This is a genomic window from Clostridium sp. CTA-1 (assembly GCF_054768215.1).
This window is the reverse complement of sequence record NZ_BAAAAP010000001.1, coordinates 66,185-86,007: the sequence shown is the minus strand read 5'-3', so window position 1 is coordinate 86,007 and position 19,823 is coordinate 66,185. Positions and strand designations below refer to the sequence as shown.

17 protein-coding genes are annotated in these 19,823 nt (G+C 25.4%); all 17 read right to left on the bottom strand.

Annotation, left to right across the window (positions count from 1 at the left end; all coding sequences use genetic code 11):
* Positions 1–47 precede the first annotated feature (47 nt).
* Complete coding sequence (locus tag ACYUEW_RS00400) at positions 48–233, bottom strand: hypothetical protein (RefSeq protein ID WP_003484455.1); 186 nt, start codon at positions 231–233, stop codon at positions 48–50.
* A 475-nt stretch (positions 234–708) separates the two neighbouring features.
* Positions 709–1,536 (bottom strand): SGNH/GDSL hydrolase family protein, encoded by an 828-nt coding sequence (locus ACYUEW_RS00395; RefSeq protein WP_460275989.1) that lies wholly within the window; start codon positions 1,534–1,536, stop codon positions 709–711.
* A gap of 37 nt (positions 1,537–1,573) precedes the next feature.
* On the bottom strand, positions 1,574–2,035 hold the full coding sequence (locus ACYUEW_RS00390) for a VanZ family protein (protein ID WP_043032159.1): 462 nt from the start codon (positions 2,033–2,035) through the stop codon (positions 1,574–1,576).
* 11 nt (positions 2,036–2,046) lie between these two features.
* The gene (locus ACYUEW_RS00385) at positions 2,047–4,233 is read right to left on the bottom strand and encodes a heparinase II/III domain-containing protein (protein ID WP_460275988.1); all 2,187 of its coding nucleotides are present in this window, start codon (positions 4,231–4,233) and stop codon (positions 2,047–2,049) included.
* Between the two features lie 61 nt (positions 4,234–4,294).
* Complete coding sequence (locus ACYUEW_RS00380) at positions 4,295–5,578, bottom strand: flippase (RefSeq protein ID WP_460275987.1); 1,284 nt, start codon at positions 5,576–5,578, stop codon at positions 4,295–4,297.
* Between the two features lie 25 nt (positions 5,579–5,603).
* The gene (locus ACYUEW_RS00375) at positions 5,604–6,134 is read right to left on the bottom strand and encodes an acyltransferase (protein WP_460275986.1); all 531 of its coding nucleotides are present in this window, start codon (positions 6,132–6,134) and stop codon (positions 5,604–5,606) included.
* Between the two features lie 43 nt (positions 6,135–6,177).
* A complete protein-coding gene (locus tag ACYUEW_RS00370) occupies positions 6,178–7,416 on the bottom strand; it encodes a DegT/DnrJ/EryC1/StrS family aminotransferase (RefSeq protein ID WP_460275985.1) in 1,239 nt (412 codons plus the stop codon).
* A gap of 13 nt (positions 7,417–7,429) precedes the next feature.
* Positions 7,430–8,509: a glycosyltransferase family 4 protein gene (locus ACYUEW_RS00365; RefSeq protein ID WP_460275984.1), complete on the bottom strand. Its 1,080-nt coding sequence runs from the start codon at positions 8,507–8,509 to the stop codon at positions 7,430–7,432.
* Positions 8,510–8,534: 25 nt separating this feature from the next.
* Positions 8,535–9,917 (bottom strand): hypothetical protein, encoded by a 1,383-nt coding sequence (locus tag ACYUEW_RS00360; protein WP_460275983.1) that lies wholly within the window; start codon positions 9,915–9,917, stop codon positions 8,535–8,537.
* A gap of 2 nt (positions 9,918–9,919) precedes the next feature.
* The gene (locus ACYUEW_RS00355; RefSeq protein ID WP_460275982.1) at positions 9,920–12,046 is read right to left on the bottom strand and encodes a bi-domain-containing oxidoreductase; all 2,127 of its coding nucleotides are present in this window, start codon (positions 12,044–12,046) and stop codon (positions 9,920–9,922) included.
* Positions 12,047–12,239: 193 nt separating this feature from the next.
* Positions 12,240–13,598 (bottom strand): hypothetical protein, encoded by a 1,359-nt coding sequence (locus ACYUEW_RS00350; protein ID WP_460275981.1) that lies wholly within the window; start codon positions 13,596–13,598, stop codon positions 12,240–12,242.
* An 18-nt stretch (positions 13,599–13,616) separates the two neighbouring features.
* Complete coding sequence (locus tag ACYUEW_RS00345; protein WP_043032166.1) at positions 13,617–14,750, bottom strand: glycosyltransferase; 1,134 nt, start codon at positions 14,748–14,750, stop codon at positions 13,617–13,619.
* Between the two features lie 6 nt (positions 14,751–14,756).
* The gene (locus tag ACYUEW_RS00340) at positions 14,757–15,578 is read right to left on the bottom strand and encodes a glycosyltransferase family 2 protein (RefSeq protein ID WP_061329581.1); all 822 of its coding nucleotides are present in this window, start codon (positions 15,576–15,578) and stop codon (positions 14,757–14,759) included.
* Positions 15,579–15,609: 31 nt separating this feature from the next.
* Positions 15,610–16,851: a glycosyltransferase family 4 protein gene (locus ACYUEW_RS00335; protein ID WP_460275980.1), complete on the bottom strand. Its 1,242-nt coding sequence runs from the start codon at positions 16,849–16,851 to the stop codon at positions 15,610–15,612.
* A gap of 24 nt (positions 16,852–16,875) precedes the next feature.
* Positions 16,876–18,261, bottom strand: a complete 1,386-nt coding sequence (locus ACYUEW_RS00330) for a nucleotide sugar dehydrogenase (protein WP_265204296.1) — start codon at positions 18,259–18,261, stop codon at positions 16,876–16,878.
* A 56-nt stretch (positions 18,262–18,317) separates the two neighbouring features.
* Positions 18,318–18,986, bottom strand: a complete 669-nt coding sequence (locus ACYUEW_RS00325; protein WP_043032169.1) for a sugar transferase — start codon at positions 18,984–18,986, stop codon at positions 18,318–18,320.
* Positions 18,987–19,112: 126 nt separating this feature from the next.
* On the bottom strand, positions 19,113–19,823 hold the full coding sequence (locus ACYUEW_RS00320) for a CpsD/CapB family tyrosine-protein kinase (protein WP_042384548.1): 711 nt from the start codon (positions 19,821–19,823) through the stop codon (positions 19,113–19,115).

Sequence of the window (19,823 nt, the reverse complement as noted above, 5' to 3'; positions counted from 1 at the left end):
TGCACTCTATTATCTGTACTCTGCAGAAGTTGCCTCGCAACTTCTGCCTAGGTTTGGTCTAAACTTGTTAACACTTTATCATAAAGGTCCTTTACACAAATTCCATTTTGTAGGTTTTTGCAATTTGTACAACTTTTACTGTTTTCTGCACCTATTACAGATACAAAACCTGCATCTATACTATCATATCCATCACATACATTTGCTACATGCATCATTTGTAGTTCATTCATTTATATTTTCCTCCTATAATGTAGTTGTATTATTACATAAAAAATACTTTTATTTTCTAAGGAATATTAATGATTGAATCTTTAATATCTTATTCTTTTTATTTAAAATCCTATTATATATCTAATTTTTTATATGAGAATATCTAATAGGATTTTAATAATTTTATTTTCCCCTTTGTTTAAATTACTATACGCTTTAATAATTTTATTCCCTTAAAATTTCATTTATATATTCTTTAATAACTTATAATAAGAACTTCACCATCAAAAACATAAATGATTTAAACTCACTTTTTATATTAGCAAGAGATGTTCTTTTTTATATACTCATAACTAAAGCTATTTTGAACATATCTACATAGTAAGTGTTTTCCTTAATACAATAAAAAGAACAATACAATAAAAAGAACCATCATTTTTGACGCTCCTTTTTATATCACATTATTTTTCTTTTCTTGAAATCTTAATATAAGATTTATTTTGTTTTGTATAAAACTTGTTTTTTTTCATATTTTATTACCTTTTGACTTTTTATATTCTTCTCTAAAGATTTTATTATTTCTTTTGTATATAAATTATATCCTTTTTTATTTGGCAATATTCCATCTGTAGTTAATGTAATATAATTCTCATTAGAATTTTTAAAAGCCTTTCTCATATCTACTATATTTAAGTTGTAATGATTAGCTATTTTTATTATTGCCTCCGGATAGTTTTTATCTAACCTTATAGAACTTTGTACTATTAAATATAAATCACTTTTAGAGTTATTTTTTATTATTTCCTTTATTAACTCTTCGTATCTTGACGCTAATTTTTCTGTAGGTTCATATCCTATATTATATTCTCCTAAAGTTATAAATATTAAATCATAATTTTTAGTTTCTGCTTGTTTATAATTATCTAAAGCTTCATCTATTTTGCTTTTTTCTTTCCAAATAACTTTTGTATCTACTTTTATTTTATATGTGTCCTCTATATACTTTTTTATATTGTTATGCCATTTATCTTTTTCTTCTACAGAACTACTATTTGCCATATCATCACCAATACTTAGCATAGTTATTTCTTTTTTGTTATTTATCTTTTCATATAAATATAAATTTTCTGGTTCTTTATTATTTTTATTTATTTCTTTATCATCTTTTTTAGAAGATTGTTTATTTTTATTTATAATTTGTACAGATTTATTTACTTTTCTACTGGCATAGTTTTTCTTATCTCTCATGATTCCAACAAGTATTAAGGCTACAAATATTACTATTAAAAAAAATATGGCTATATTATACTTACTGTCTTTCATTATGTTAGCCTCCTAATAAATAGTATATTAAAATAAATTATATACTATTTCGTTTCTTTTTCTTATGTTTTTTTATAAATTCAAATATATAAATTAAAAATAGTCCTATAAATACACCTATAGAATCTATAAGTACATCTCTTACCTTTCCTTCTCTTCCTGGAATAAATAGTTGATGAAATTCATCAGTGCAAGAATATATAACAGTTATAATAGCTGCTTTCATTTGTGAATTTTTATAAAAAGTTTTTTTAAAAGCATAATATAAAAGCATAAACAATATAAAGTATTCTGTTATATGAGCTGCTTTTCTTATTAAAAAATTTAAAAAATTATAATCTATATATTTAAACAAAGTTACATTTCCTTTTCTTAGCACATCTGCTATAAAAAAATTATTTTTATTTGATGAGTCTGCCTGTTGATTTGAAAAAATAAAGATAACTACCATCCAAATAGAGGAGGGTATAAAATATACTAGTTTTTTAGATTTATTCATAATAAAATCTCCTATAAATTATTCAATAATTTACCATACCCATTAGAATAAATATTAGTATTTATGTTAACTCTAAATTCTTTATTGCAACTATCCTTAATATAAATCCTATCTTTGAGTATAATAAATTCTCTAATTATTTCTATATCTCTATAGGTTAAATATATTTTTATACTATGATTAGTATAGCTTAATATATGACATTTAGTTTCATTTTTCATAGAAAAAGAACTTATAAAAGTATTTTGTTCTTCTTCATTTACTATTGGTACATTATGTGCTTTAACACTTCTAAATTGATCTCTCCTTTTTGGCAATGGTGTGTACAGATAAGTACCTGGATCTATAAATAAATCTATCCCTCTTACATTTAATTCAAAAGAAAGTTTATCATTATGTGCATGACCTCCGTTACCATTCTGACCATTATGGCCTGCCATTATTGTTAAATGTATTTCTTTTGACTTAAAAATATATATTCCAAAGTCCGGATAATTTAATAATTTTACACACTCCATCTTTATATTACTGAAACCATATTCTCTAAAATTAATTTCTGTAATTTTAGTAATAGATAATTTTTTTTCTGTATTAAATTCTAATTTTATATTTTTATAAATTTTATCTCCCTTTGATTTACTTCCTTTTGATAAGCTTTCTATAAAAGATTTTTCTAAAGGATAGTCATTAGAAAATTTATTAAAATCCTTATAATCAAATAACCCATCTACTAAAGCAATATATGGTTTAGTATTTAATATATCCTCATCCCAATAAATGTCACTACTATTTGCTTTTTTAATATGCTTATTTAAATTATAATACTTCTTATATGCTTCTTTCCATGTAATAAACTCTCCTGTCGGCGAAAGTTTTATAAATCTACCACTATCATTATCTCCTATCTGTGGTATCCTACCATTAGATTTAATTAAATCTTTTACAAAACAAGCTGAACTAAACAATTTGTGCATATACCAATCAGGGAAAAATTTTTTATTTATAATATCATATTCCTGCTCTTCAACAACTTTTAACCTTTTAATTAATTTGCTATTATATTTATTTAGAGCTTCTTTTTTGTCAGTATATAATAAACCATAAATTAATGCTGTAGAATATATCATAAGCTCTCCACTTAATCTATGATAGCTAGTTGAAGCTTCAAAGTTGGTACCATCTTCATGAAACTGGTTTTTAACACACTCTATAATTTCTTGTATTGAAAAAACAAGCCATGCATCTACTTCTTCTGTTCTATTAAGATATGATGATACAAACAAAAGTCCTACTATATCTGAAAAATAATGATTGCCTATAATAGCATCTTTAGACCATTCTAGATTATTAATTATAAAATTACCATGTTCATATGCAGCATTGGACAATATATACTCAAAATTTTCATCTAGAATATTATTTTTATCTAACTGTTTCAAAATATCATAAGCTAATAATATATTAGAAATTCTTATAGCCACATCCATGGTACATGTCCAATTACACCCCATATTAAGAGGATTAGCCACTAAAAAATCTAATACTATATTCTTAAACTCTAACAATATATCCTCTTTATAATCTTCTAATATTATTGCTCCAATAGCTATTTGAGGCAAATGTTGCATTCTAGCCAATTCCCAAGGCACTTTTATATCTACACCTAGATGCTTTCCTATAGGTTGAGATTTATACCATTCCTTACAATTATACCTAAATCCACTTTTAAAATCTAGTTGCCAATCTATAGGTTTATATTTTTGTGAAATAAATCTTTTTATATATTTTGAGAATCCTATATAAGGTTCTGGAACTATATGTTTAACCCAATTATCTTCTTTATCAAAACTCTTAATCTTAAAACTAGGTGTATATAAAAATTCTTCTACACCTAGTGGGCTTGAGTTATAATTTACATTTACCCATCCACTTCCTAATAAGTCAAATTCATGTTTTAAATATTTATCTACTAAATATCTATACTCTACTGTACTTAATTTATCTACTTCATAATCATGTAGATTTATATATTTATAGCTTATTTTCAATTTTTTATTTATGTACCTACTATCATTATTAAGAGTTTTATGTCTTTCTTTTATGTTAATCATTTTGTTAAAGGCTTTTTTATTAACTTTTATTATTAATTTTTTTAAAGTTAGACCCTTGCACTTATTAATATAGTTCTTTATATTCATACAATCACCTATCTAAAGTAAATAATTATGTTCATAGATACAAACCCCTAGTGTTCAAAATTTATATATACTTATTATTTATTGCTTTATGAAATATTTTCTTACTTACTATACTTCCAACAAAAAATCCTAGAACCGTTCCATAGGCAGCTCCACTTGCTCCAAACTTTAATATAAGCACATAATTAAAAGCAATATTAAAACAAGCAGTAACTAAAGAAACATAAAAATTATATTTAACTTGACCTATCCCCAATAAAATTATACCTCTAGTTGCACTTATAGACCAAAAGAACAATCCAACTAGTAATATTCTAAAGTAACTTATTGAATTTACATATTTACTTCCAAAAATTATTGGTATAAAAACAGGAATTACGAAAAAACTAATAAAAATAATCGCAAACATTAAACTTATCATTTTTTTATAATATCCATTATAAATTTTAATCACTTTATTTTTAGATTTACAAATTCCGGAAACATATGGAACAATAATTTGATTAAAAGTTGTTGGAATTATCATTAACCCAGTAATTATTAGCTGTGCTGTTCCAAAAAAACCTATTGCAGAATTATCTTTTATTAAATAATTCATAAATAAAACATCTACAAAAGCTAATATTTGACCTATAGAATTTGTAGCAAATGCGTATTTACCAATATTATATATTTTTTTAATATATTTTTTAGTAATTGGAATCTTTAAAAATTCTTTTAACTCATCTTTGAATAAGAATAAGAAAATAATAAAACTTATAATTCCTGTTAGTACATACGCAAATATAAATCCACTTAAAGAAAATAAAATTGAAAATAAAATAATAAATAAAACAGATATAACTTTAGTAATAATTTGAACTCTGGACATATCTTTTATTTTCTTTTGTGACTGTAAATAAACTATCCCTATATCATTTAAAACATTAAACGGAATAATAATAGAATAATATCTTAATGCCACATTAATTATATTATCTGAAGAATAAATTTTCGTAAATGAACATATTATACAAATAGTTAAAACTATGATAGAAGTAATAAAATTAAATTTTATACCATTTATAAAAAGTTTCTTTTTTTGCTTATTATCTATATCCTCAGAACATAACTTTAATATTGCTGTATTTACCCCTAAACCTGCAATAATTGTAGCAATTCCAATGAATGACTGCATTACCTTTATTCTACCTATATCATCCACAGATAAAATTCTAGTTAAAAATATCTGAATACCAAAACCAACTATTTGTAATATTAGATTAGCTGAAAACAAATGAAAAAATCCTATTTTAGAAACCGTATTTAATGTACTCTTTATCTTATTCTTTATACTTAATTGCATTATGTGTTTCCTTTCAAATGGTAGATTAAATATTCAAATCTTTAATTTTTACTACAGGGCTTCCTGCATATACCCCACTTGTACAAATATCCTTATTAACTACACTTCCAGCTCCAATAACACAATTATCTGCAATTGAAACCCCTGGTAATATAGTCACATTTGAACCAATAAAAACATTGCTTCCAATTTTTATATCACCGCTTATAACCGTATGAATATCAAGACCAGTTTTTGTTTCTTTATAATAATTACTATAAGCGATTAAACAACACTGCGGTCCAATTGCTACATCGTTCCCAATAATAATATTTGAATTGTTACAATTAACATATCCTCCTGGAGCTATATGAGAATTATTACCAAAGCTTATTTTTCCGTTTTCATTCATTATAAAATTATTATAATATATGCTTACAAAATCCCCTAAATATAAACCTTTATAAAAAAACACTTTTACACTTTTATCTATGTAGGAATTTTTTCCAAAGGCACTGCACCTTATTTTATTTAAGTAATATCTAAATTTATTATCAATCTTACTTATTACTTTCATTTTTTCTCCTTCTTTATTACCATACTATATGATTTTAATAAGTCTAATAATAATTATCAATCTTTAAAAAATTAACTAAATTTGTTGCAGCATACTCAGCATTTTTATTTGATCCAAAATAGTAGCAAAACCAGTTACCAACTAGATAACCATTTTCATAAATAACATTACTTTTATATATCTTATCTTTAATGATAGGAATCCTTATTAATGATGGTCTACTATTTTTTTTAATATATATTTGTTTATCATATTCATTACTAAATTCATAATAATGTTTTAATCTTAGATTAATATTATCTTCTAATTTATTTAATTGTATATTAGCGATTTTAGCTAATACATTAGGATATTTTTTTATATAAATACTGTTATTTTCTAAGGTATGTGCTTGCGAATCATAAATTTTATTGTTATTTGCTTCAGAAGGATGTAATGAACTAACAAAATCATTTTTATGTTTTTTTAAAAATATTGGCAAAGTATATTTATTTTTAATCTTTTTTAAATATTGATAATAATAAGCTTTTAAAATATACTGTAAATCTTCATTAGAAGGATAACTTAATAAATCATAACTATCTTTAAACTCATATTGTTTATTATTAATTATTAACATTCCTCCAGTATATGTATTTATAGATTTTGAAGCTTGCATACTAAATATACAAAAGTCTTCCTCTCTTCCAATAGACTTATTATTATAAAAAGTTCCAAGTGACTGTGCAGCATCTGACATTGTTAATATATTCTTACTTTTACATATTTCTAATAATTGATCATAATCCCGTGAGGCAAGTCCAAATAAATGTTGAATTATTACTAATAATATATTTTCACTATCTTTATCTAAAATATTTTTTAAACTGTCAATACTAACCCCATATGTATCTAATTCTATATCTACAAAAATTGGTTTTAATCCAGCTGCTGTTATTGCATTAACTACTACAGAACATGTAAATGCTGGAACTATTACATACTTTTTATTAGGATGAATAATCTTTAATTGGCATAATAAAAAATATATTCCTGAATGTGCAGTATAAAACGTAAAAATTTTATTCATATCTGCTCCTATATACTTACTAATACCTCTTTTAAAAATATTAATATCATCTTCGGCATCCTTTAACATATACTTATTGTTGATATAATCATACGCAACTTGTGCTTCATTTTCTCCTATAAAAATGTTGTCATAACTATACTTCAATGTTTGTTGTACTTGTTCATCATTTTTGAAATAATATTTTATTATTTTTGAATTAAATATCTGCATGTTTCCTCCCCTCCTAATTTTTTATAATCTTTTTATATGCTGCTAATAGCTTTTCATCATTATGTTCTACCTTAATATATTTAGCTTTTTCCTCATATACTTCATAATTTTGTATCAGCTCCATAGTTTTTTTAATTAAATCATCCATATCTCTTGTTTTAAAAATAACTACACCTTCGGGTCTAGGACATGCATTACTAGTTATACATGGTATTTTCAAATCCATTGCTTCCATTACTGAAACAGAATTTCCATCTGTATTAGTAGGTCTTATAAACAATTGACTCTTTTGTAATATAGGATAAAATTCTTTATTTTTAGATTCAAATATAAATATATTATTTTCAATACCCAATTCTTTTATCTTGTTTTTTAATTTACAATAATATTTTTTTTCTTCTATACTTTGAATTTCTGCACCTAATAAAGCAAACATTAAACTAGCTTGTATATTTCTTTTACTTAGCTCATATACTAAGTCAATAAGCATGTCCACTCCATATAAATCTTCATCATTATAAAACCTAATCCATCCATTAGCAGCGATTAAAAAATTAGAATTATTAATAAAATTCCATACATTCTGAGGTATACTTTCAAAATCTTCTTTTGTCTCAAAAGGCTTTATATACTCAGGAATGACTTCTATCTTATTTTCATTTACACCAAAAAATACTAAATCTTCTTTAATTTTATTATTGGAACACGTTATATAATCTATCTTTTTTAAGCTATTATTTAATAATTTCTTTTCTAAATAATTAGATCCCTTAATTTGGTCATGCATACTTTCTCCATGTAATGATAAAATAATCTTTTTATTGAATATTTTATAAAAACCTAATAAAATTCTAATCCTTTTATCTATGGAATGAAAATGTAAAATATCTTCTTTTAAAAAAATCACCTTAAAAATAAACTTTTTATAAGAACCTATAGATATTACTTTTTGTGATATATTATTATATTCTTTAGCATCATTATAAACAGTAACATCTATATTTTTATTTTCTAGATATAATTTCATTCTTTTAATGTGAACGGATATACCACCATATGGTGGGGGGTATGGCCCTATAATCGCTATTTTCATTAAATCCCCTTCTTAATCTAATTTTTTAATTTATATTTTGTATTAAAAATCTATGCTTACCAGATTTAGTTTTCTCAATGTTATCTACATAATTAACTTTTAACTTTACATCATCACTAAGTTTCTTAGATAATTCCTTAACTATATTCTTCTCATCTTTATCAGAATAGTTATCTTTTTTCACAATATTTATTGTACAAATTCCAGGGGTGTCTTGATAAAATTGAAATTTAAATACATTATCAAAAATATCTGAATGCATATTTATAGCTGTTATAGATATCTTGTTACCCTTGGATGTAACTATCATCTCTTGAAGCCATCGACCTTGCACTGAATCTAAAAGTTTATAATTTCTCCTACAATTACACTGCTGTTCCTTTGAGTACATTCCATAATCAGCTGTCCTGTATCTTATAAATGGCATAACAAAATTATTGAAACCAGTTCCTACCAATTCACCTATCTTTTGACTTTCTGAAATTATATTATTATTTTCATCTATTAATTCTGTATATCCATACTCTGTAAATATATGATATTTATTAGATTTTTTACATTCACCAGCCAATATACACATTTCACTATGTCCATACCAGCTATACATTCTAGTTTTTAATGTATCTTCTATCAATTCCCTCTGTCCGCTGTATATATTTTCTGAACTTGCTAATACTCCTTTTAAATTATAATTAATTCCGTATCCTGTTCTTTTAATAAACTCACATATTATTGTTATAGCTGAAGGATAAGTATGAATATAAGGTATTCTTACTTCATTTATCTTATCTATTATTTTTTTAATATTTTCATCTGTTAAATGGTAGGTATCTAATATTAATGCATTTTGTAATTTATCCCAAATCCAAAGTTTATCCTTAGGTAAAACTTGATTTCTTAATATAATTCTTTTAGATTTTCCATATTCAAAGTCAATTCTTTCCCATTGTTTCATCATAAATGCCCATTCTATACCTGACGAAAAATGTTTTTGCATATAAAATTTCATTTGTTTACCTGTGGTTCCACCTGTAGATGCATATATAAAATCTTTATTTTTAAAATTTTGTGCTTTTAAACTCTCTATATTTTCCATTACCAAATCCTTTGTAAGAAAAGGAATCTTTTGCATATCATCTAAATATTTAAATTTATCAACATCAAATCCACATTGATTAAACAAATTCTTATAATAAGGTACATTATTATAAGAGTGTTTTAACAGCTTTTTCAATTTACATACTTGATATTGTTCATGCTGCTCTTTAGTCCAATATTCTGATTTTCCCAAAAAGTTATACGTGTCATTAAATGCTCTACCTAGTCTTTTTTCATATGGAATTATTCCATATAAGTTTCTTAAATGTTTCTGAATAAAGTATGGTGATTTTTTAAGTAAATCCTTCATAATTATTTATTCAACTCCATTTCAACCAGATAGCTAACTTTACTAGCTTGTTCTAATTGCCAAACAGGTATACTATAGTTTTCTCCACTTTTAATTGCTTTAGAAAACTCCAAAATTTCTTCATATTGTCCCTTATCAGAACTACTGCTTTGTATGTTATCTACCTTTACCCCATATCCATTAATTTTCTTATAATCATCTATTATAATTATTTTCCCATCACAATAAACTTCGCAAAACTCTTTAGAATAACTATTATTTCCTAATGAAGTGTAAGTTAAAGTACATATTGAACCATCTTTATATTTTAGAGTTACAACTACATTATCTCTATGCGATATATTATCTGTTTTTGCTGATATAGAATCTACTGATACAGTTGCCACTTCTGAATCCGTAAAATAGTTAAACAAATCAAATATATGACATCCTTCTCCTATTATTCTTCCTCCACCTTCTTTTGTATGAACCCAAAAATCTAGCGGAATATATCCAGCATTCATTTGGTAATTTACAATTATCGGGTTTAGTCTATCTTTAATATGTTTCTTAACTTCTACTGCATATTTTGAAAATCTTCTATTAAATCCAACCGTATAAGGGACCTTTGTTTCCTCTATTGTTTTTAAAACTTTTTCTAATTCATACTCATTTAATGCCATAGGTTTTTCAACAAATACTGCTTTACCTTTTTTCATAGCTTCTATAGCCATTTCAGCATGTAAATTATGTCTTGTACATATCATTATCATATCTACATTTGGATCATTTATTATATCATTGTAATCTGTTGTAGCATATGATGACTCATACTGAGCTGCTATAGCTTTTGCATTGGTTCCAGTTCTACTCATTACAGAATATATATTATAAGTATCTTTTAATTTTTGTAAATTAGGAAGGTGCATTCCTTTTGCAAAGCCACCTGCTCCAATTATAGCAACATTTATTTTACCATCTTTTTTCTCTATTTCTTTATTTACATGCACAGTTCTTTCAATTTTATCTGGCATTTCTTCGCTGTATTTTAATAGAATCATCAATGGTTTATTTTCACCACTTTTCAGCTCTTCATATGCCTTATCAGCCTTATCTATTTCATAAACTTTTTCTATCAAAGTGTCTAAATTAATTTTATTATTACTTACTAGTCTTAAATATTCTTCCATATTCCTATTTTCGGTCCATCTAACATAAGCATATGGATAATCAATGCTTTCTTCTTCATACATAGGATCATATCTTCCTGGACCATACGATGTGGATATTATGAAATCTAATTCTTTTTTATACATATCTTCTCTATTGTACTCATTTCCCACAACTCCTACTAGAACGACTTTTCCCTTTCTTCTACACATACCAAAAGCTTGAGATAAAATTTCATTTGAGTTAGTTGCAGCTGTTATTAATACTACATCTACTCCATATCCTTCAGTTATTTTTTCTATTTGTTTTACAACATCTGTATTCTTAGAATTTAATATGTAGTCACATCCATTTTCTTTGGCAATATTAAGTCTTCTATCATCTATGTCTACACCTATTACTCTACACCCAGAGGCTTTTAGCATTTGAATTTGTAACTGTCCTAGTATTCCCATACCTACTACAGCGACTATTTCACCAAGTCTAACATCTGCTCTCCTAACGCCTTGGAGCGCTATACCTCCTAATGTAACAGTACAAGCAAAATCAAAACTTACCCCTTCTGGTATTCTCATAACTAAATTTCTAGGTACATCTATATATTCTGCATGATTAGCGATACCTGCTCCTGCACAGGCAACTCTATCACCTATTTTTAAGTCCTTAATATTTTTTCCAATACCTATAATTACTCCTGCTGCACTGTATCCTGTAGGCTTTCCACTTCCCATATCTTTTACTTTTCCTAATACAGCATTTAAACCTCCGCTTTTAAACATATTAAATGCCTTTTTTACTTTTTCTGGTTGTTCCATAGCTTTCTTTACAAGAGATTTTCCTGATTCATTTATTCCCATCATTTCTGTTCCTGCACTTATGCAAGAATACATAACCTTAACTAAAACACCATTATCTGAAACTACAGGTGCTGGAATATTATCTGTAATTGCTTGTCCTTGTTTTACTAAGACCTGTTTCATAATATCATACTCCCTTATTTATTATGTTATTTTCACATCATAATATGGTGTAACCCTAAAAGTTATACACTATTAATCACTAATCCATTTTATAAATTGACTAATAAATTTTATCCAATGCAAATAAATATGTAGTAAAATATTCATATTAGACTTTATTAACTTTTAATAATCTCTAAAAAATATATTCTAATTAATTAACTATATATAATAATATAATTACTACATAAAATATATATTGAACTAGTAATAAACTTCYCACTCTAGAACTCATTTCCATAATATTTTTTAATAAACAGCAAAATATTATTATATTTGCCCAAATCCAACATATATATAGTCTTGGTACAATACCTGTAAAAATAAAAAAAACTATTCCCCCACTCAATATAGAAAAAATAAAACTAAATAATATAAAGTGATTTGTTTTCTTGTCATTTTTCTTTGTAAATATAACAAGAAATGTAGGTAGTATAAATATAGAAATAAATATAGGTGTCATTAAATTCAAAACATTACCTATGTATGTATGAAAACTACCAATAAGTTTTCCACCAAAAAATATATAATAAATACTCCAAAATATGAACTTAATAGGAGATGATATTTTTTCTGGATTCCATCTTTCTAAACTATCAGCATTTAAAATTAAGTCTTTCCCCAAAAAACCATATCCTAATTTATATGTAACTCCCCCAACAACCAATATAGATAATATAAGTATAAAACTTACTGCAATCAATCTTTTTAAGTTTAATTTTCCCATAATATAATAAATTAACAAAGAAATAGCTAACATTATCCCTATATATACTCTCATATAAGTTATTATTGCTATACTAATTAAAATTTTAAACCAAATTAGCCAATTCTTTTTATCTGTATTTTTATTAATAATAACCAAGTATGAAACATATACTATAAATAGATATACTAAGTTATCTCTCATCAAACTGATATTTACCAATAAAAATCCTGGAAAAAAGTTCATTAGGATTACCGCTAGTCTACTATATTTGCTTGTTAAAAATTCATTTGATATTTTATACAAAAGATATATAGCTACTATAGAAAATTGATATTTTATTACTATTAATAGAATTAAGTTATCTCCAAATAAAATTCTTAAAGCTGCATTCCATATAACAAAAAAGTTGTAATATCCATAAAAAGCTTCGCCTTTTAATACATTACCTTTTATCCAATCCACAAATTGCCCATTCATCCATAAATCAGCTAAATGCTTCGATTCATAATAATAATTCCAAGTATCAAGATATTTAGAATCACCTACAACTCCATAAACTAATCCGTCTGAAAACCCTAACCTTATAGATGTGTAATAATTAAAATATATCAGTGCTATATTAATTATTACAATAACACTACTTACTAACTTAAATTTCGAATCTTTTATTTTAAATTTTATATTTAGAATAATTAGTAATATAAAACTAGATAAAATGATTAAAATATTTTGGATCAGATTGATTCTAACTAAACTACATAATATTAAAATAAATATATATAGCATATATATTACTTTGTTCATTATTAAACTCCTCAATAATTATATAAGTTCCTTTATTTTTTCGAATCTTTTATTCCAAGTATTTTCCCTTGAAAATCTAATATTTCTTTGTCTATCCTTATCTTTGTTTTTGATAGCTTGTTTGATATAATTAACAAACTTTTCATAGCTATCAGCAATATATGCAGGGCTATTTATATACTTAACTTCTTTTAAATTAGTTGATACTACATTAAGTCCTAAACTCATATATTCATATAGTTTTATTGGTGAAACAGAATTAGTTAATTCATTTACCTCAAAAGGTATCAACGCTACGTCACTATAATATATATAGTTAGGTATTTCCTTGTAATTTTTTTTACCAAGTATATGTACATTTTTACTATCATTTAGTATACTTAAGTCTTTATTTATCGGTCCTATTAAATAAAAATCTATCTCTTTTAATTTATCAGAACAGTATTTTATTAACTCTACATCAAACCAATGCCCTATGGCTCCAACATATATACATCTAAAGTTATCCTTATTAAATAATTTAGGTTTATTGTATGTACTTCTTATAAAATTATCTAGTTCTACACCATTAGGTAAATATTTAATATTGGATCTAACATTATTTTTTTTATCTATTAAATTTTTAGATATTGCAAATACTTCATCTGACTTATTCAACAATTCTTTTTCAATAATATTTATAGATTCAGGAAATCCCCCTATTTTGCAATAGTCATCTGGTAACCTAGTAATCATTTTTTTGTATTCTACTACGTTCGATAACCAATATTGTTTAGGATTTGATACCCACAAAATATCCACTTTATCAAATCCTATTTTTAATAAAGATTTTTTTATATTTGGAGTAATATATTTTTCAAAATTTAAGACTGTATTAGCATTTTTACAAAACAAATGATTCCCATATAATTTCCAAGCATGTGGTGCAAATCCATATATATTTTTATCTAATTTATGTATAATTGGCTTTGATAAAGCTTTTCTTTTTAAATAAACTTCTTTATTTTTTATATACATAAGAATATTCCATGGACAAGATATCCATAACACTTCATATCCATTTTGTGAAAATAATTTAGCATAATGATAATTACCTAATTTATTACTTTGATCATCATACTCCATGAAATCCGCAAATATTATTTTCTTCATATAAAATCACCTTTGTTTTCTTAGTTTTATAATTAGTATTCTTCTTAAATATTTTATCAATGAAAAAGTTACTATAACAAAATATAATATAATATTAATTTTTTTATTATATTTATAATTTTCTCTTCGTAATTCTTTAAAGTTTTTCAGTTCGCACTTTTCTGTTTCTATTAAATTTCTAGATAAACCACCTTGTCCAAATTCATTCTTATATAGGTTAACTAAGGGCAATTGAATTTTACCACCTTTATACTTTCTAATAATTTTCAAATATAATAATGTGTCTTCTGCATATTTTTGATCTTCATTAAATCCACCAAATTCTAATAGTGCACTTTTTTTTACAATCACACTAGGTGTAGAAAAATAGTTCTTAAATAACCTAGAATAAAAATTAACCTCCTTAAATTTGCATAAATTTTTACTCTTTATTATATTCCCACTATCTTCAACTATTTTATGATCACAACCTAATATAAATATATCTTGTCTGATTTCTATAAAATCCATTTGTATTTTTAGCTTATTTTTATCCCATGAATCATCAGAATCTAAAAAGGCTATATATTTCCCTATTGATTGTTTAATTCCTAGATTTCTTGCTTTACTAGGTCCAGAGTTTTTTTGATGTAAATTTTTTATTTGATATTGGGAATTATTTTTTATAAAGCTACCTACAACCTTATAAGAATTATCAGTTGAACCATCATCTATTAATATTATTTCAAAATTCTTATATACTTGATTTATAACTGAATTTAATGCTCTTATAATAGTTCTTTCACTATTATAATAAGGAATAATAACGCTAACGCTTGCTTTATTCATATAAAATTAACTCCTAATAAATATTCATATCTTAGTTCCAAAATTTATCGTATATATTTATAGTATTGCTACATATAAAACTCCAACTATATTTAACTTCTACAAATTCTCTTGCTTTTTCACATATTTTTATATTGTTATATACCCCGCTAGAAACATCTTTAATAATCTGGGCTAATTTTTCTTCATCTTCTGGTTCAACCAAAAATCCAGTTTCAGTATTTTGTATTATTTGTGGGAAACCGCCCACATTAGTTCCTATTATTATTTTTCCACATGCCATACCTTCTAATGCAGATAAACTTATAGCTTCCATTAAAGAAGGAATAGCTACTATATCAGACATTTTTATTAGCTCATTCATTATTTTATAATCTATATTTCCTTGTAAATAAACATATTCTCTTAAAGATTTATTTTTAATTATATTTAAAATTTCATCTCTATATTCGGGATAATCCAAATAGTCATTTCCAGCAAATACAAATGAAATATTATGAATATTATATTTGTTAATTAAAATATCTATAGCTTTAACTAAGTAAATAACTCCTTTAGTAGGAGCCCATCTTCTAGGACATATTACTACTACTTTATTTTTAGGAATATTATATTTATCCCTTAAGTTATTTTTTTCTATTTCTGTAACAGGTGAAAATTTTTCAACATCAACACCATTACTTAAAAAAGAATACGTGTTTTCCTTCCTAATCCCTTTAAAATCAGCTAGCTCATTACTTGGTGCAATTATAAATTTAAAATGATTTGTTAACTTCTTTATAATTAAATTAGAAAAAGGTAACTTTTTTAAAAATAAAAATTCTCCTGTATGATTAGTAAATATAATATTATATTTTTTTGATAATTTCTTTGATAATTTGATACTGGATATAAAGTCGTGCTGATGCAATATAAACTTATCAGGCCTCTCTAATTCAATATCTTTTAAAATATATTCATATACATCATTAGAAAATTTATTATAATAACACTTCCTCTTATATCCATTAAAAAATCCAAATAAATTTTGTTTTGATTTACTTTTATATTTTAAATATTTTTGTTCATCCTCATTATTACCAACGGTTATCTTATGGACTTCTATCCCCTCTAAATCATAAATATCATTCTTTCCTAAGTTAATTACTGGATTTATAATTTTAACTATTATATCCTTTTTAACTAACTCCTTTGAAAGATTATATACATGGTTTTCAACTCCACCAATTGACGGATAAAATAAAGTAGTTATCATATATACTATTTTTTTCAATTTATTTCACCACTATTCTATAAACTATATTTTCCATAGTTCAATACCATACTTTTTAGCCTGAATCTCATGTATAACATTTTTCGTATCAATACATATAGGCCTTTCCTTCATTATTTTTGCTATATGCTCACAATCAGTAAAATCAATCTCATGTTGCTTTGTAAGTACTATTACCGCATCTGCATCCTTCAAGGATTCATCCTGGGTCTCAACTTTAAAATCATAATATGTTGGCACTACTGGATCAAAAGCTGCAACATCCGCTCCCTTATTTACTAATATTCTACATATATCTATCGGTGGGCTTATTCTATCATCGTTAGAGTAATCCTTCATAGCTAGTCCTAAAACTGATATCTTACATCTTCTTATATTTTTACCTTGTTTAGATAATAATTCTTCAACTTTATTTGCTATAAATTCAGGTAATACAGCATTTTTTTCTCTAGCAAGTTTTAAAATAGGCATATCTACACACATCTTTTTTGCTTTAGGTGTTATGTAATGGTATGCATTAGGTATGCAATATCCTCCCACCCCTGGTCCTGGAGTTAAAAGATTAACTCTTTTATGAGTATTAGCTAAATTTATAACTTCAAATATATCTATCCCAAATGTTTCTGTAAACCTTGCAAATTCTTGAGACATAGCTATATTTACATCCCTCTGAACATTTTCAAATACCTTTGAAGTTTCTACTACTTTTATACAGCTTGCTGGTATTACATCAGCTTTACATACTATACTCAATACATCAATAGCTCTTTTTAAACTTTTCTTATTTACAGCTCCAACTAAGGTAGGCATATTTGCAAATTCATCAAAAGCTTTTCCTTCTGCTATTCTTTCTGAAGCATAAGCTAAATAAAAATCTTCCCCTGCTTTCATTCCTGATTCTTTTTCTAATATTGGCATACAAAATTCTTCTGTAGTTCCTGGAATAACAGTACTTCTTATAATAATTAAATCATCTTTTTTTAAATTTTTTCCTATAGTTTTGCAAACACTTTCTAAATGATCCATTATATAATCTCCATTTTTTATGGGAATTCCTACTGTTACTATTATATTATTACACTGTCTAACAGCCATATCTGCATCTATAGTGATTTTATATCTTTTATCTTCAAGCTGCATTTGTAGAACTTCTTCTATAGTAACTTCATAAAATTTTTCTGTATGATACGTTTTGCCACAATTAATTTCATGAACTAGACTTTCTTCTACATCTACTCCTATGGTATTACATCCTCTAAATGCAAAACTTAATGCTAGTGGTAATCCTACAAAGCCTTGACCAAATACACATATATTTTTATTCATAGAATATTCCGGTATATTTTCATTAAATCGTTCCATAAATTCCTCTTTACTTTCTATCTCCTTTGGCTTTATTAATAATTCCATACCTTTACTTGTCCTCCTTTGTACCTTGAATTCCTGTAGCATATCTTTTTTAAATTCTAACTAGCATTATCATCACCGAATAATACTCCAACTGTTTTAAAAATAAGTTTTATATCTTCCCAGGTATTTCTCTTTCTTATGTACTTAATATCTAGTTCTATCCAATCTTCAAAATCTATATTGTTCCGCCCCATAACTTGCCAATAACAGGTAAGACCAGGCTTTGCCAAAAATTTATTTTTTTGATAATCTGTAAATTTTATAACCTCTCTTGGAAGATTAGGCCTTGGTCCTACTAATGACATTTCTCCCTTTAATACATTAAATAATTGTGGTAATTCATCTATGCTTGTCTTCCTTATAAATCTACCTATTTTAGTAATTCTAGGATCATCCTTCATTTTAAACATAGGACCTGACATTTCATTTTTATCCTTTAACTTATATAACTTTTCTTCTGCATCTATCACCATAGATCTAAACTTATACATGTTAAAGACTTGTTCATTTTTCCCTACTCTTTCTTGAATAAAAAATACAGGCCCCTTAGAATCTAACTTTATTGCTATAGCAGTTATTATTAATATAGGACTTAACAGTATTAATCCAATTATAGAACCTAATAAATCTATAATCTTTTTTATAACAAAATACATTATAGTTTTAGAATATTCATTTTTATATTCTGTTTGGACTTCTTCTAAATTTTTGTGTATTTCACCCATTTCTTCACCGCCTATTTAAAATTTATCCAAAATTATTTAAAATAAAGCAGTAATACATTCATAATTACTACAAAGTGCTATTGAGCATATATCTAAGCTCATACAAATATCTCTTTACTACTATTGTTATTTTTTATTTCTTTTCTTCTTCTCTCCATCTTCTTCATAATAATAATTATAATACCTATATCCATTCCCAAATTCTGTGTCCACTTTATTTAATACTACCCCTATTATTTTTGCATTAACTTTTTCTAAAAGTTGCTTTGCTCTTATGGCTAATTCTCTTTCAACCTGCCCAGATGCTGTAACTAATATCCCTCCGTCAGAATATTGTGATACTAATTGAGCATCTGTTACTACTCCTACCGGCGGAGTATCTAATATTATATAATCATAGTGTTTTTTACTGGTTTCTATGAAATTATTCATTTTTCTAGAAGATAATAGTTCTGAGGGATTAGGTGGTTTCACCCCCGAAGTCAAAATATGTAAATTTTCTACACTACTTTGTTGTATAACCCCATCTATTGAATTGTCTTCTATTAGTAAATTAGATAGTCCCCTTATATTAGATAGCTTAAATAATTTATGTACATTAGGTTTTCTAAGGTCACAATCTACCAAAATAGTTTTAGCTCCATTTTGTGCCATGGTTATAGCTAAGTTTGCTGATGTTGTAGATTTTCCCTCTCCAGGAGTAGAACTAGTTACAAAAATTACACTTATTTTTTCATCAAAGGATGAAAATTGTATATTAGTCCTTAAAATTCTATAGGATTCTGATATTGGTGACTTTGGATCTTTTATAGTTATCAACTCTAATTTTTTATTCAA